Origin of the sequence: Tateyamaria rhodophyticola (assembly GCF_047777875.1) — a bacterium.
In the GTDB taxonomy this organism is placed as follows: domain Bacteria; phylum Pseudomonadota; class Alphaproteobacteria; order Rhodobacterales; family Rhodobacteraceae; genus Tateyamaria.
The window spans coordinates 2,455,394-2,469,634 of record NZ_CP180519.1 but is presented as its reverse complement, the minus strand read 5'-3'; the positions used below and the strand labels follow the sequence as shown (position 1 = coordinate 2,469,634).

12 protein-coding genes are annotated in these 14,241 nt (G+C 62.2%); 8 read left to right on the top strand and 4 right to left on the bottom strand.

What is annotated here, in order from left to right:
- Positions 1 to 23 precede the first annotated feature (23 nt).
- From ACERHN_RS13660 to ACERHN_RS13645, 4 genes are read left to right on the top strand one after another with little or no spacing between them, the layout of a single operon-like run.
- Positions 24 to 2,414 carry a GcvT family protein gene (locus ACERHN_RS13660; protein WP_415919569.1) on the top strand — a complete coding sequence of 797 codons (2,391 nt, stop codon included), beginning with the start codon at positions 24 to 26 and terminating at the stop codon, positions 2,412 to 2,414.
- A complete protein-coding gene (locus ACERHN_RS13655; RefSeq protein ID WP_415919568.1) occupies positions 2,411 to 3,187 on the top strand; it encodes a 3-keto-5-aminohexanoate cleavage protein in 777 nt (258 codons plus the stop codon). The genes ACERHN_RS13660 and ACERHN_RS13655 overlap by 4 nt, the downstream gene beginning before the upstream one ends.
- Entirely contained in the window at positions 3,184 to 3,606 is a 423-nt protein-coding gene (locus tag ACERHN_RS13650; RefSeq protein ID WP_415919567.1) for a GNAT family N-acetyltransferase, read from the top strand. The genes ACERHN_RS13655 and ACERHN_RS13650 overlap by 4 nt, the downstream gene beginning before the upstream one ends.
- On the top strand, positions 3,606 to 4,955 hold the full coding sequence (locus ACERHN_RS13645; RefSeq protein WP_415919566.1) for an aspartate aminotransferase family protein: 1,350 nt from the start codon (positions 3,606 to 3,608) through the stop codon (positions 4,953 to 4,955). The genes ACERHN_RS13650 and ACERHN_RS13645 overlap by 1 nt, the downstream gene beginning before the upstream one ends.
- Here the strand turns inward: ACERHN_RS13645 and ACERHN_RS13640 are convergent.
- Both ACERHN_RS13640 and ACERHN_RS13635 read right to left on the bottom strand, forming a co-directional pair.
- On the bottom strand, positions 4,935 to 5,573 hold the full coding sequence (locus tag ACERHN_RS13640; RefSeq protein ID WP_415919565.1) for a LysE family translocator: 639 nt from the start codon (positions 5,571 to 5,573) through the stop codon (positions 4,935 to 4,937). The two genes, ACERHN_RS13645 and ACERHN_RS13640, sit on opposite strands and share 21 nt — an antisense overlap.
- 424 nt (positions 5,574 to 5,997) lie before the next feature.
- The gene (locus tag ACERHN_RS13635) at positions 5,998 to 6,921 is read right to left on the bottom strand and encodes a LysR substrate-binding domain-containing protein (RefSeq protein ID WP_415919564.1); all 924 of its coding nucleotides are present in this window, start codon (positions 6,919 to 6,921) and stop codon (positions 5,998 to 6,000) included.
- A gap of 98 nt (positions 6,922 to 7,019) precedes the next feature.
- Between ACERHN_RS13635 and ACERHN_RS13630 the strand changes: the two genes are divergently transcribed.
- Positions 7,020 to 8,000: a sterol desaturase family protein gene (locus ACERHN_RS13630; protein WP_415919563.1), complete on the top strand. Its 981-nt coding sequence runs from the start codon at positions 7,020 to 7,022 to the stop codon at positions 7,998 to 8,000.
- A 136-nt stretch (positions 8,001 to 8,136) separates the two neighbouring features.
- Here the strand turns inward: ACERHN_RS13630 and ACERHN_RS13625 are convergent, their stop codons facing one another.
- Complete coding sequence (locus ACERHN_RS13625; protein WP_415919562.1) at positions 8,137 to 9,084, bottom strand: LysR family transcriptional regulator; 948 nt, start codon at positions 9,082 to 9,084, stop codon at positions 8,137 to 8,139.
- Positions 9,085 to 9,223: 139 nt separating this feature from the next.
- Here ACERHN_RS13625 and ACERHN_RS13620 point away from each other — a divergent pair, with 139 nt between their 5' ends.
- The 3 genes from ACERHN_RS13620 to ACERHN_RS13610 all read left to right on the top strand — a co-directional run bounded on the left by ACERHN_RS13620 (position 9,224) and on the right by ACERHN_RS13610 (position 13,543).
- Complete coding sequence (locus ACERHN_RS13620) at positions 9,224 to 10,006, top strand: aldo/keto reductase (RefSeq protein WP_415919561.1); 783 nt, start codon at positions 9,224 to 9,226, stop codon at positions 10,004 to 10,006.
- 239 nt (positions 10,007 to 10,245) lie between these two features.
- A complete protein-coding gene (locus ACERHN_RS13615) occupies positions 10,246 to 11,910 on the top strand; it encodes a hypothetical protein (protein ID WP_415919560.1) in 1,665 nt (554 codons plus the stop codon).
- Positions 11,911 to 11,938: 28 nt separating this feature from the next.
- Positions 11,939 to 13,543, top strand: a complete 1,605-nt coding sequence (locus ACERHN_RS13610; RefSeq protein WP_415919559.1) for a hypothetical protein — start codon at positions 11,939 to 11,941, stop codon at positions 13,541 to 13,543.
- A gap of 256 nt (positions 13,544 to 13,799) precedes the next feature.
- Here the strand turns inward: ACERHN_RS13610 and ACERHN_RS13605 are convergent, their stop codons facing one another.
- Entirely contained in the window at positions 13,800 to 14,081 is a 282-nt protein-coding gene (locus ACERHN_RS13605; RefSeq protein ID WP_415919558.1) for a hypothetical protein, read from the bottom strand.
- Positions 14,082 to 14,241: the final 160 nt, after the last annotated feature.

Sequence of the window (14,241 nt, the reverse complement as noted above, 5' to 3'; positions counted from 1 at the left end):
TGCGGCACGCCGGAGCTTGAACCATGGCCGATTCTGCCCTTCCCTCGCACGCCTCTGTTGTCGTCATCGGCGGTGGCATCATGGGGTGTTCGACCCTCTACCACCTTGCGGAAATGGGTGTGACGGACGCCATCCTGCTGGAGCGCAACAGTCTCACATCGGGCACGACATGGCATTCCGCGGCGCAAGTGCGGGCGCTGCGGCACTCGCACAACCTGACGCGCATGATCCAGTACTCCGTCGACCTCTATGCCCGACTGGAGGAAGAGACGGGCCAGAATGTCGGCTGGATCCAGAAAGGCTCGCTGTCCATTGCGACCACACCCGACCGCGCCACCCATGTGCGCAGGCAAGAGGCGTTGGCCCACGCGTTTGGCATTGATGCCACGTGGATCGACGCGGCCGCCGCAAAGGAGCGTTGGCCGCTCATGAATGCCGATGACGTCATCGGCGCGGTCTGGTCGCCCGAAGACGGGCGTGTGTCACCCTCCGATGTCTGCGCCGCCTTGGTAAAGGGGGCGCGGCGACGCGGCGCCACCCTGTTTGAAAACACCGGCGTGACGGGCATTTTGACCAAGGACGGGCGCATCGCGGGCGTTGAGACCACCCGAGGCACCGTGAAATGCGACGCGATTGCGCTCTGTGCCGGGCTGTGGTCCCGCGAAGTCGGCGCGATGGCGGGTGCGGACGTGCCCGCCCTCGCCTGCGAACATTTCTACCTGCTGACCAAACCGATCGACGGGATCACCGGCAATATGCCGACGCTTAGCGATCATGACAGCCACCTCTATATCCGCGACGACAGCGGCGGCTTGCTGGTGGGCTGTTTTGAGCCGATGGGCAAACCCATCGCCCCCGGTGTCCTGAACGCTGATTTCGAGTTTGGGCTGCTGGGCGAGGATTGGGATCATTTCGAGCCGATGATGCGAAACGCACTGCACAGGCTGCCCGCGCTTGAGACCGCAGAGGTGAAAATGTTGCTGAACGGGCCCGAGAGTTTTACGCCCGATGGCATGTTCATGCTGGGCGAAACGGCAGAGACGCGGGGCCTTTTTCTCGGCTGTGGCATGAATTCCGTCGGGATTGCATCGGGGGGCGGAGCGGGCATGAACCTCGCCCATGCAATCGTGCATGGGCACACGGCCTATGATCTTGGCGAAGCGGACGCCAAGCGGTTTGCGCCCATCTTCAACTCGGTCGATCACCTCATGGCGCGTGCGCCTGAAATCCTCGGCACGCATTATGAAATCGCGTATCCGGGTCGGCAGTCGAAAACCGCCCGCGATCTGCGCCGCTTGCCGCTTGATGGCGAATACCGCGCGGCGGGGGCGCATATGGGTCAGGTTTACGGTTGGGAACGCCCGCTTTATTTCGGCAAGGTTGCAGAGCCTGCGATGACATTCGGTCGCCCCGACTGGTTCGCAAACGTGCAAGCCGAAGTGATGGCCGCGCATGAGGCCGCCGCGATCTTTGATGCATCACCCTTTGGCAAGATCGAAGTGACCGGCCCCGATGCCTGCGCGTTCCTGCAACATGTCTGCATGCGCAATATGGACCGCGCCACGGGCACCGCTGTCTATACCGCCCTTCTGAACAGCCGCGGGACATACGAAGGCGATATCACCGCCCACCGGATCGGCGTCGAACACTACCGCCTGTTCGTCGGCACAAACGCGATCAAGCGGGATCTCGCGTGGCTGCGGCGACAATCCGGCGACTTTGACGTCGCATTGACCGACAGCACCGAGGACTACGCCGTGCTGGCCCTGATGGGACCGGACGCGGCCCGCATTGTCGCGCAAACGGGCGCGGCCGCGTTGAACGATCTGGGCTATTTCAAGGTCGGTCCGGCCCATATCGCGGGCAAACATGTGCGTGCCGTTCGGATGTCATATGTCGGTGAAGCCGGGTGGGAGATCACCTGCAAGGCGGAAAACGCCGCCCCCATCTATGCCGCTTTGACGGCTGCGGGCGCCACGCCTGCGGGCCTCTTTGCCCAGACGTCCATGCGTATCGAAAAAGGGTTCGCCGCAATGGGTCACGAGCTTGATGGCGATATCAGCCCGGTTGCGGTCGGCATGGCGGGCCTTGCGCGGAAATCCGGCGGGTTCATTGGTGCTAGAGCGTTGGCAGAGCATGCCAAGACGGGGTCCCGGTCATTGGTCACCCTCGTGCTGGCCGATGACGCAGCCGTTCTGATTGGTCACGAGCCGGTGTATCTGGGTGATGAGATCATCGGCCAGACCACATCCGCCGCCTATGGTCACCGCATTGGGGCACCCATCGCATTGGCCCATGTAAGCCGGGTGGAGGACGGTGCCGCCATCACCTTGAACATCGCCGGGACCCACGTGCCGGGCCGCATGCAGGTTGCGCCCGCGTTTGACCCCAACGGAGACCGGATGCGCCCATGACCCGCAACACCCGCATCATGGTCGCACCAAACGGCGCGCGTTTGCAGAAATCCGATCACCCCGCCGTGCCGATTTCCGCGACCGAACTGGCACGCACGGCGCTGGAATGCCGGGCCGCCGGGGCGGACGCGCTGCACCTGCATGTGCGGGATGCACAAGGCGGGCACAGTCTTGATCCCGACCTCTACCGCGCCGCAATCGCAGCGGTGGAACAAGCGATGCCCGACATGCCCATTCAGATCACAACCGAAGCGGCCGGGCGCTATGATTTTGGCGACCAGATGCGCCTGCTCGACGCCCTGCGCCCGGCCGCGGCCAGCATCGCGATCCGGGAGACTGCGCGCGCACCGGATGAGGCCGCCCGGTTCTACGCGCGGGCGCTGCATCAGGGTATTTCGATCCAGCACATTGCCTACGGCGCGCCTTGCCTTGCACAGCTGGCGCGGTGGTTTGCGGATCAAACCGTCCCTGCACCGATGCGCGATGTCATTCTGGTGCTCGGGCAATATGCCCCACCCCGCGCGGCGCGGCCCCCAAACCTTGCCCCATTGCTCCGCGCTGCGCGCACCGCTGACCTGCGCGTCACGGTGTGCGCCTTTGGCCCTGCGGAACAGGACTGCCTGATCGAAGCGGCCAGACACGGATGCGACCTGCGCGTTGGATTTGAAAACAACCTGGTTTCGCCAGACGGATCGGTATGGCGTACAAACGCGGATGCGGTTGCAGCGCTTCGCGCGACCCTGGACAAGGCTTTTGGCGGGTGCGCGGCATGACCCTCGCGATCGAGCTGACCGACGACCCTGCCATCATTGGCCCGATCCTGCGGGTGTTGCGGGCCGACCTTGATCCCGCCCATTTCGAAAGCCGTCTCGCCCATGCGTTGCAGCACGGCTACCGCGCCCTTGTCACGCGCGACCGTGACGCCTGCCTTGGGTTTCGCATCACCCACGACGTGCACTGGGGCAAAACGTTTTTCATCGATGATCTGGTGGTGCGTCCGCACCTGCGCGGCACCGGGATCGGAGCCGCGCTGATGGATCATGCACACAAGGAAGCGGATGCAATGGGCTGCGACGTCCTGCGCTTGTGCAGCGGCTTGACCCGCACCGACGCGCACCGGTTCTATGAACGCAACGGGCTGAACCGTGTTAGCCTGCAATTCTCAACCCCTCGGCACGAAAGCCCCCTGTGATGTCACATGTCTTCCCCCGCCATTGTCACAAGACCCCGCCCGTCGCTGTGCGCGGCGCGGGCTGTTACCTCTACGACAATACCGGCAAAGCCTATCTGGATGGGTCAGGGGGCGCGGCGGTCTCCTGCCTTGGGCATGGGGACGCCGATGTCATCGCTGCGGTGCAGGAGCAGGTCGCCAGCCTTGCCTTTGCCCACACCGGGTTCCTGACGTCTGAACCCGCCGAAGCGCTCGCTGACCTGCTTGTTGCGCATGCGCCGGGCACTGTCGACCGGGTCTATTTCGTATCCGGCGGATCCGAGTCGACCGAAGCCGCGATCAAGCTGGCCCGGCAGTACTTTGTCGAAAAGGGTGCGCCCGAACGCCGCCACCTGATTGCGCGCAAGCAAAGCTATCATGGCAACACGCTGGGTGCGCTGGCGGCAGGTGGAAACGCATTGCGCAAGCGGCAGTTTGCGCCACTGTTGATCGAGGTCAGCCATATTGCGCCGTGCTATGAATACATGCTGCGCGATGCCAGCGAGAGTGCGGAGGCGTATGGCCTGCGCGCGGCGCAAGAGCTTGAGGATGAGATCTTGCGGTTGGGACCGCAGAACGTGATGGGCTTCATGGCCGAACCTGTTGTGGGCGCAACCCTTGGTGCCGTGCCTGCGGTCGAGGGGTACTTCAAGCGGATCCGCGAGATTTGCGATCACTACGGCGTGCTGCTGATCCTGGACGAGGTGATGTGTGGCATGGGCCGGACCGGCCACCTCTTTGCCTGTGACGCGGACGGGATCGCCCCGGACATCCTGTGCATCGCCAAGGGGCTCGGCGCCGGATACCAACCCATTGGCGCGATGCTGTGTACCGACACGATCTATGACACGATCAAGGACGGCAGCGGGTTCTTCCAGCACGGGCACACCTATCTGGGCCATCCGGTTGCGGCCGCCGCGGGCCTTGCCGTGGTGCGCAAAATTCTGGACCAGAACCTCACCCAGAGGTCCGCGCAACAGGGGGCCGGATTGTCCAATGCGTTGCACGCCCGGTTCGGCCAGCACCCGCATGTGGGCGATATCCGGGGGCGCGGTCTGTTCCAGGGGATCGAGCTGGTGTCGGACCGCGAAACCAAAACGCCCTTTAACCCGGCACTCGGGCTAGCGGGCAAGATCAAGGCCGCCGCGTTCGAGGCCGGTTTGATCTGCTATCCGATGCCGGGCACGCGCGACGGACGACACGGCGATCATGTTCTGCTCGCCCCACCGTTCATCATCGAGGACGCGCAGATTGATGAGTTGGTGGACAAGCTGGAGACCGCGATTGATCAGGCGTTGCCCGCGTCGCGGTCAGGGCCGCGCCTCGCGTAATCCCGCCCAGATCAGGCTGGCCCCCATCAGGCCAAACGCCGCCGCGAAAATGCCTTCGAACCAGCGTGCAAACCGGGCATAGCCGCGCATCGCGACGCCAGTCGAAAACAGCCACGCATAGGTGCCATAAATCACCAATCCCGACAGCGCGCCCAACGGCCCGAAGGCAAGCACATGCCACGCGCTGAGCCCCTGCCCAAACAGGAAGGATGCTACCGCCGCCCACATCAGCGCGGCCTTGGGATTGGTCAACAGGACCAGGACACCACGGCGCCATGCCATTCCGGCGCGCAAGGGACGCGCATCCGGTGCGAACCCTGCGTTGCCGCCGCCGCGCAGGGTGGCGCGCGCGGCCTTGATCCCCAGAAACAGCAGATACCCGCCGCCTGCGAATTTCAGAAGCAGCAGGGACATCGGAAACGCCTCGATCAAGACGCCGAGCCCAAGTGCGGTGGCGAGCGACCACACAAGCATCCCGGATGCAATTCCGGCCACGACAAACAACGCCGGTCTGCGCCCCTGTGCCAAGCCAACCGATGCAACAGCAGCAAGGTTCGGTCCGGGCGACATCTGCGCCGCCAGAACACCCAGCCAGGTCAGAATGTAGATTGTAGTCATGCCGCGCAGGTCCCGTGTATATCTGCCACACCGTCGCGCAGCCGCACGGGGTTGGCAAGCCTGCCGCAACGGCGTGCAGATCACACCGATCAGGCCGAAAACACCGCGGTCTTTATGTTGGATCGTGGCCACATGGATCACGGCGTCTGGACCCAGCAGATGATTTAAACGCCGTCGGCAGGGGTGCGATGATCACCGGGGCGCCCGGCGCATTCAGCCATACGGCACCGCCAAACCGCGAGAAGGCCATCGCAACTTCCCCTTCGGAATAGCGGCACTCGCGCCAACGTCTTCCTGTTTAATGCGGCTTATGCCTGCAGTCTGCGCCAATAGGAATCATCTCGATGCACAACGAGGACCTGCTGCCCCGCACATGGCGAACACCGCGACCTGAACCACCCTTGCGTCTGTGCAACCTCAGCCATCACTGACGCACCACGCAATGCCGGTGCCCATGTTCGTCAAAATAAGCGTGCGCCGCCTCCACAAACAGCTGCACGATACGGCGCGGCCGTGCACGGTCATACGCGATCGACAACGTCAGCGGGCGGAGCGTATCCGAGATCGGCAGGCTGACCAGCGCGCCCCCGGCATAGGAGATGTCCGTGCCCGGGCGCATGTTGAGCACCGCGCAGCCAAGCCCCCGGCTGACAAGGCTGCGCACCATCTCGGTCGAGTTGGCATAGGCCGCGATACGCGGGTCTACCGCATGATCCCGGAACAGCGCCTGATAGTAATCTGCGGCCACCGGCCGATTGAGAACCACCAGCCGCTCATGCGCCAATTCGGCAAGGGTAACACTGGATTGCCGCGCCAATGCATGAGACGCCGGAACCAGACAGAAGGGCGGCGCGTCTATCAGAACGTCAAAGTCAATTGCCGGCATCGCGCCTTCGCTGACAAACAGGATCACGTCAAAATCCCCGTTCAGCAGTCCCGCTTGCGCGGCATCGTTGTCGCACTCCTCCAGATGCAGAACCGCATCACTGTTTGCGGGCAGGAATGACGCGAAAACCTCTGGCAGAAATGCAGGCGCAACCGGCGCATAATAGCCGACCTTCAACACCCCGCTCAGCGCGTGTTTCAGCTGCGCCCCGTCCGCGAGGATGGCGCTGTACTCCTCCATCAGGCTTTCAAACCTCTGCGCGATCAACCGACCGCTGGCATTGGCCGCAATCCCGCGGGAGCGGCGGCGCGTGACCAGCGTCAGGTCAAACGCGTCCTCGACCTGATCAATCGCTGCCGAAACGGCGGAGGCCGCAATGTTCAGGTGATCCGCCGCCTTGGCGATGCTGCCAAAGGCAACGGCCGCGTTGAAGTACTGCATGGCCTTGAGGGAAAGCGGCATCCTAAATCTGATTTTCCGATGTAGTTCATCACTTCATTCTGTTTGTTGCAGGAATGGTGATGTGTCAATCTTTCCGCACCACACAGGAGCACCGCACCATGGCCGAAGAGCACCTCAGGGGATGGAACCACATGCCGCCCGTGCCCCTGAAAACGTCCCCCTTTTTCATCTGGCCGCTCAAGCCGCTCGAGATGGTCAAATGGGTCTGGCATTCGTGGTTCCTGATCACGGAAAAGCTGATCATCGTCGGCATCGCATTTGCCTGCTTTCTCTGGTTTCAACCGCCTCTGGAGGCGAGCCGAAATTTCGAGCTGGGCTGGATTTTGCAGATATACGTGCGGAACCTCGTGCTGACCGTGCTGGTCGCGGGGTCATTGCACCTGTGGTTCTATACGTTTTCCGCCCAGGGCAAGGCGCTCAAGTTCGATCCGCGCCCGCTTATGGTCAACGGACGGCAATTCACGCTTGGCGGACAGGTGCGGGACAACATGTTCTGGACCCTCGGGACGGGCGTGCTGATCTGGACCGCGTTTGAGGCTGTGCTGTTCTGGGCGCTTGCAAACGGCCACATGCGCCTTGTCACCTTTGAGGCCAGCCCGGTTTGGTTTGTGGCGATCTTCTTTCTCATCCCGCTCTGGGAGAGCTTTCATTTCTACATCATCCACCGGGCGCTGCATGTTCCGTTTCTCTACAAACATGTGCACGCGCTGCACCATCGCAACATCAATGTGGGACCGTGGTCGGGCATGTCGATGCACCCCGTGGAGCAGTTTATTTTCCTTGGCTCGGTCTTTGTGCACCTGATCATCGGCGCGCATCCGGTGCATATCCTGTTTCACCTGCAATACTATTTTCTGACGGCCATCACGACGCATACCGGGTTTCAGGGACTGTTGGTGGGGGACAAGAACCGGCTGGCTCTGGGCACCTTCCATCACCAGATGCACCACCGCTATTTCGAGTGTAATTATGGCAGTCTGGAAATCCCGTGGGACAAATGGTTCGGGTCCTTCCACGACGGCACGGTGGCCGCGAATGAGAGGATGCAGGACCGGCGCAAGAGGATCATGGGCAAGTGACTGGGCGGCCTTGCCCGCAAAATGCGTCTCGTTGCAGAGGACGGCCCACATGCTGCCCTGCATTGCGAGGGAGGCACCCATGGCATCCTCGGCTTTGTCGCGGCAAGAGGGGTCACAGGCAAGTGGTGAGCCGTCATCAGGCGCTGCCGTTCGGAGCCGAAGGTGCGGGATGCACCACAAGGTCGGCACGTTGTGACAGCACCTGCGCGAGATGTTCGATAAATCCGGACAGCTTGAGCGGGACAAACCGCTTGCTTGGATACACCGCGTAAATGCCGCGCGACTGGATCACGCGGTCGGGGAAAAGATGCACCGCCTGCCCGCCTTGGATCAGGGGCAGCGCAAGGTTGCTGCCCAACTGACCGATGCCTGCCCCTTTCGCAACCGCTATGGCCACCGCTTCGGGGTCGTTGACGATGATGTCCGGCGCAATGTCATGGCGCCGCGTGTCGTGCCCGTCCTTTGCTGCCAACTCCCATGCGAACACCCGCTGCGACGGGTTCGACCGCATCCCGATCAGCCGATGCTGCGCCAGATCATCCAGCTGCGCCGGCTGGCCCGCCATGTCCAGATACGCGGGTGCCGCGACAATCATCGGTGTCACGGGCAGCAACAGGCGCGCGATGTAATCGCTGTCCGGCAAGACACCCGCCCGGATGGCCAGGTCGAACTCCTCCGCCACCAGATCAACAAAACCGTCCGACAGTGACAGTTCCACCGACAATTCGGGGTGCTGTGCCTGATACTCCATCAGTGCGGGCAAGACATGGGCACGCCCAAAGGCTGTGGTCGACGTGACGCGCAACGTCCCGCGAAACGCGGCCTGATCGTCCTGCAATGCGATTGCCGCCTCGCCAAGCGCCTCGACCGCCGGTGCACAGCGCATCAGAAACCGGCGCCCTTCCGGGGTCAGCCTGACCTGCCGGGTGGTGCGCGCAAACAGGCGCGTGGCAAGCCGGTCTTCCAGCGCCTTGATGTTCTGACTGACCGCGCCCGGGGACACGCCCAATGCGCGCGCGGCCTCGCTGAAGTTCTCGCGCCGCGCGGCCTGGATAAAGGTTTCGATGAGGCGCAGGTCAATCATGCTCCATTCATTAGTTTGGCTAAAGAGTCATATCAATCCGTTACCCATTCTAAAATCTGTGAGAAAGCGCATCTTTCCGTCACAGCAACAGCGGCCGCCTTCAACCGCAGCGCCGCCAAGATCGGAATTGGAGAAAGCGATGTTCGATACACTCAAAACACCCGACACCTTCGACATTGGGGGTGACATGCCGGTGGGCCGGATTGGCTATGGCGCGATGCGCCTGACGGGTCAGCCCGGGAACTTTGGGGCCTACGCAGATTGGGACGCCGGTGTTGCGCTCTTGCGGGCGGCGTATGAACAGGGCGTGACGTTTTTCGACAGCGCGCGGTCCTATGGCCCACTGTGGGCCGACAAGGTTGTCGGCGAGGCGCTTGGGGATACGGATGCCATCCTTGCGACCAAGGGCGGCGTGGACAAGCCCGCACCGGACCGCATCACGGTCGATGGCTCACCCGACACGCTGCGCAGGCAGGTTGAGGATGCGCTGATCCATATGCGCCGGAGCCGCATCGATCTGTTCCAACTGCACCGGGTGGACCCCGAAACACCCATCGAAGTGTCCGTCGAAGCGCTGGCCAAAATGCAATCCGAAGGGATGATCCGCCACATCGGTCTGTCGAATGTCGACCGGACACAGCTGGATCGCGCCCTGTCCGTGGCTCCGATTGCGTCGGTGCAGAACCGGTTCAATGCGGCTGAACGTGGCGACGCGGCGCTGGTCGATTTCACGGCCCAGGAAGGGATCGCGTTCATCCCTTACGGACCCCTCGGTGCCCATCCGATGCAGGCAGGTGCAGCGCTTGATCCCAGAGACGCGCTTGCCTGGCTGATGAGACGGTCAACCAACATCGTCGCCATCCCCGGCAGCACCAATGCGGCGCATGTGACCGAAAACCTGTCCGCGTGGGCGTTGGTATAGACGCACCTCATCCGACGCCAGGACGTGTCATCAAACCGAACCCGCGCCCCCGCGACACCGGGGGCGCACCCCGCCGCGGGGTGGAAAGCCAGACACACGTCGCGCCATGACTGACCCAATCACGACCATTGACAGACGCAGACATTCTATCAAAGGTGGAATCCAATTTGATTATGAATTCTATTGGAGATTGAAGTATGCGGGGTTTCCACGCCTTTTTTCATGTATGTGCCGCTGCGATGCTTGCAACGCCCGCCTTGGCGCAGACCTCGGATCAGACCGGGCATTTTCACCAACGCTCCTACCTCAAGGAAAGCGTCATTGACCGGGCGGTCACGGCCACGTTGAAAGAGACCTGCGCCGACGTCGAGGCGGGCAAGCTGTATCAGTTCGTCGACGGACGGGACACGTGCTTGACCGCGCTGGACGCTGCAACACTGGCCGACATCAACAGCGCCTATGCCACGGGTGTCCTGAAAAAGGGTCTGACGCCGGATGATGTGGCGCAGATCGTGGAATACGTGGATGCAGCGAATATCGCCGACGGGCACGAAAGCTTTCTCGTGGCCGAGGGCGGGCAAATCCCGCTGTCCATCGCGCCGCGCGATGCGCCGCGCAACTACCGCTATGTCGTGGCGTGGGACGGTGACGTGTTCCTCAGCGCAGCGCCGGGCGGGGATTCAAGTTTCCTGCAAGTGATTTCGTGGGACGAAACGGCGCAGCACTTTGACTTTTTCGAGTACCGCCAGCAGGTGGGCAGCGCGCAGCCGACCAAGGTCTGGAGCTGGGCGGGCCGGTCCGACATGTCGCAGGATCCGCAACTGCGCGGACGCGGATGTTTTGACTGCCACACCAATGGCGTCACGATCATGAAGGAACTTGTGACGCCTTGGAACAACTGGCAATCGCAAACGGCGTCCATTGCCGCCTCACACGTGCCCGAAGCCGTCGCGAATGAGGCGCTGTTCCAGAACCGGACGGGGGCGGAGGTCCTCGAAGGAAAGATCAAGGGCGCCGTCACCACGTTCCACAACGCGCGGATCCGCAGGCAGGCCATTTTCGACCGCGCAACCAAGAGTTTCACCCTGTCAGGCGTACCCGGTTTTCTGCGCCATGCCACCCAGGGCACGACAACCAATTTCGTCTCCAGCCAGATCCGGAGCACCAATGACGAACGCACGGTTACGATACCTCTGGACCTGCTTTTGGCGGATGATCTTCTGCGCTCGACACTGGGCATCGACTACAAGATATCACCAGACGCCTTGACCGTGCCGCGCGACATCTATGCGGATTACATCGCGAAAAAGGAATACGCGTTGGTGCAGGCGGGGCGCGATGGGCCGCTCTATGTCTCACCCGGCTCCACCTACTTCACCGGTTTTGTTCCGGGCGTTTCGTTCGAAGACGTGCTGGTGATACGGCTGCTGCAAAACCCGGTTGCGGGCGTCGACTACAGCCTGATCCCGCCCAAATTCTTTGCGGCCATCGCGATGACGGATTTCCCGAACCCGCTGTTCTCGGACAAACGGTCGGCCTTGCAGGCTTATGCGGATCAAATTCCCTCGGGCCGTGTGTCGCCCGATGAAAACACGGTTGTCGACGATTTCGTAAAGGCCGTGACCGCCACGGCCCAGGGCCAGGCGGCATGTGACACGGCGTCGGTCCTCACCTGCAGCCCGGAGCAGCAATTTCTGCACTACTGGTCTGCGGGCGATGATTGGCAAAGCGCGTTTGGCGACGTCGTGATGCGCTATTTCGAGGAAGAATGGAGCGGCCCGGACGCCGCCACCAAACTGCTTGATCAGGCCGAAGCCGCGCGCACCCAATTTGCCAAATGGCCGATCATCAGCAACCTCAACGAATTCAGCCTGCTTCTGCCCGAACCAGGCGCCGCAAATTAAAACACATATTTTTTAAGGAGTTCAAGCAATGCCCGTATTACCCGGATTTTCGACCCCTGCACAGGTGCAGGATTTTCCCAATGACACCGCCAAACAGGACGCGTTGAACGCGCGCTGGAGCGACAATATCAATCGTTTCACCGAACAGACGATCCAGAACGATCCGTGGAGTTCGATCAACCAGCCGCGTTTGACGCAGTATTTCAACCCCACACAAACCGACGTGCCGGGCGATGCGCCCGTGGTCAAAATCCCGTGGACCGCCTTTCCGCGCCGGATCACCACGACCTTCCCGGATGTGGGCCAGAAGAAACAGTGGGAATACGCCGACAACGGACCCAACGATCCCGATTACGGCCCCCGTGGTCCGCGCGGCTGGCAGGATGAATATTGCGAATGGAGCGTCAAGCGGAACGCTGCCGGCAAAATCACCGAGGTCATGTTCACCTGTGAGAACCGCGAATACTGGTTTTCGCTTTGGGAAATCGACCCGGAACGTGTGCTGGACCTCTACCGCACGCTGGTCAGCGCAGATGTCGAGATGGATGATCTGATCCTGCGGGACGGCAACGGCAAACCGGTGATCGACCGCGAAACCGGTCGTCCCGCGTATAACGACCGCAATCCGTGGAACAGCACGACCACCAATGGCGCCGTCCACCTGATCAGCAACCCCAACGCGCTCAGCGCGGAAATCTTCCTCGCCGGTCAGGCGACGATCCTGCGTGAAACGGCCACCGGAACGCCGATCACGGACAAGAGCCAGTTGATCCAGTGCAGCAAATACGGCACGCCGAACCGCAACAGTGACCCGACCATCGGCGCGGACGTGAACGGATTGGTGCGCAGCAACCACCTGCGCGTGTCGCTGCACGATCCTGTCGGCCTCTATATCCAAACCCCCAATTTCGACAGTTTCCAGCTGCCGTTCACCGCCCCGGCGGGGGCGCACCCGTCCGACTACTGGACGGTCAAGCGCGGGCATGTCGCGGGCAGCGGTGACAAGCTCGATTTCATCCTGCACGCGGTCTACAAGGTGCCGGAGGAGTTGGGCTTTACCGTGGGTGACATCATGATCGACGGCTTCTCCATCGATTTTGCCTCGCAGATCACCGAAAAATTCGAAATCGCGCTGGCGGGTGTCGGACTGCCCCAGAGCTCGACACCGGACGTTCTGCATTGCGCAGGCGATGCGCCTGCGCCCTTGCCCCGGCCTTATCTGCTGTGCGATGCGAACATGTTGCCTGCCGCGACCCGGTCCAGCCTCAACATGCGGATGGAACCGGGAACGGCTGTGGACACGGCCGTTCTGGTTGCGTTTGACAGTGACACGAACGCGACCATCGCCGTCGAAGGTGCGGGCGGCGTGCATGTCGACATCCTGCATGCGCAAGCGCAATCCGGGGCGATGTACTACACGCTCGCCATCAAGGTCGAAGACGGCGCCGCAACGGGCAATCGCAACATCAAGCTGATCGACCCCGGAAACCGGCACGGCCCGGCCGTGTTCGGCATGCTCGAAGTGGTGCCCCAAGGCACGTTGGCACAGGCAGAAACGGCCATGGCAATGTATAAATCCACCATTCCTGCCCTCGCCGCGCATCACGACCTGAACGTGAAACCGCGGCGCTGAAACCGCCGGGGGTTCGGGCGGGGGCATCCATTGCGATACAGCCCGCCCGACCTGCACCGGTTCCGCTCCCGGCCCGGCTTTGGGCGCTCCTGTCCAAAGCCGCCCACTCGGTGTCCGGCAAGACTGCACCACTCTGACGACCGGTGATGCGCAAAAACCCATTGGGCCAAAGAACAAACAGAGCCGATAGGGATCGCGATATCCGAGACACTGCCAGATGTCGGGACGGCATCGCGCATATGCCGCGCGCCGGTGCTTAAAACCGATTGTCGGGAAACATCAAAATCGTCGGCGATGTAGTTGCGCGTTTCGACACATCGCGGTCGTCCATGCGGCAGGCAAACGCTCCCGAGCGGCCATTTCCATCCAGCCGACGCGGCACGCGCATGACCGCAGACGCAAGGGTGACGTTCACAAAATGCGGTGCCTGTTTCGTCAAACCCGTCACCTGCGCCGACCGGCCCGTGCCCGCGACGCTACACTCTTCGCGACGACAGATGCCGTGCCGCCGGACCATCCCCAAGCTGCGGAGGCGCACCTCTCGCCTCAGACCCTGTCGTGCGCGCTGTATGTGCTCGACATAGCAATCGTGTGAGCCCCCTTGCCGCGGCGATCCGATGACCTAGCGTCAGGTGTTGCATTACTACGGTTAATCGCAGCCCGGCGTGTTCCGCGCCACTGCAACGGGAGGACGCCTA

Bases quoted from the DNA above. Each gene is read 5' to 3' on its own strand.
- ACERHN_RS13660 (WP_415919569.1), top strand. From the start codon at position 24: ATGGCCGATTCTGCCCTTCCCTCGCACGCCTCTGTTGTCGTCATCGGC.
- ACERHN_RS13655 (WP_415919568.1), top strand. From the start codon at position 2,411: ATGACCCGCAACACCCGCATCATGGTCGCACCAAACGGCGCGCGTTTG.
- ACERHN_RS13650 (WP_415919567.1), top strand. From the start codon at position 3,184: ATGACCCTCGCGATCGAGCTGACCGACGACCCTGCCATCATTGGCCCG.
- ACERHN_RS13645 (WP_415919566.1), top strand. From the start codon at position 3,606: ATGTCACATGTCTTCCCCCGCCATTGTCACAAGACCCCGCCCGTCGCT.
- ACERHN_RS13640 (WP_415919565.1), bottom strand. From the start codon at position 5,573: ATGACTACAATCTACATTCTGACCTGGCTGGGTGTTCTGGCGGCGCAG.
- ACERHN_RS13635 (WP_415919564.1), bottom strand. From the start codon at position 6,921: ATGCCGCTTTCCCTCAAGGCCATGCAGTACTTCAACGCGGCCGTTGCC.
- ACERHN_RS13630 (WP_415919563.1), top strand. From the start codon at position 7,020: ATGGCCGAAGAGCACCTCAGGGGATGGAACCACATGCCGCCCGTGCCC.
- ACERHN_RS13625 (WP_415919562.1), bottom strand. From the start codon at position 9,084: ATGATTGACCTGCGCCTCATCGAAACCTTTATCCAGGCCGCGCGGCGC.
- ACERHN_RS13620 (WP_415919561.1), top strand. From the start codon at position 9,224: ATGTTCGATACACTCAAAACACCCGACACCTTCGACATTGGGGGTGAC.
- ACERHN_RS13615 (WP_415919560.1), top strand. From the start codon at position 10,246: ATGCTTGCAACGCCCGCCTTGGCGCAGACCTCGGATCAGACCGGGCAT.
- ACERHN_RS13610 (WP_415919559.1), top strand. From the start codon at position 11,939: ATGCCCGTATTACCCGGATTTTCGACCCCTGCACAGGTGCAGGATTTT.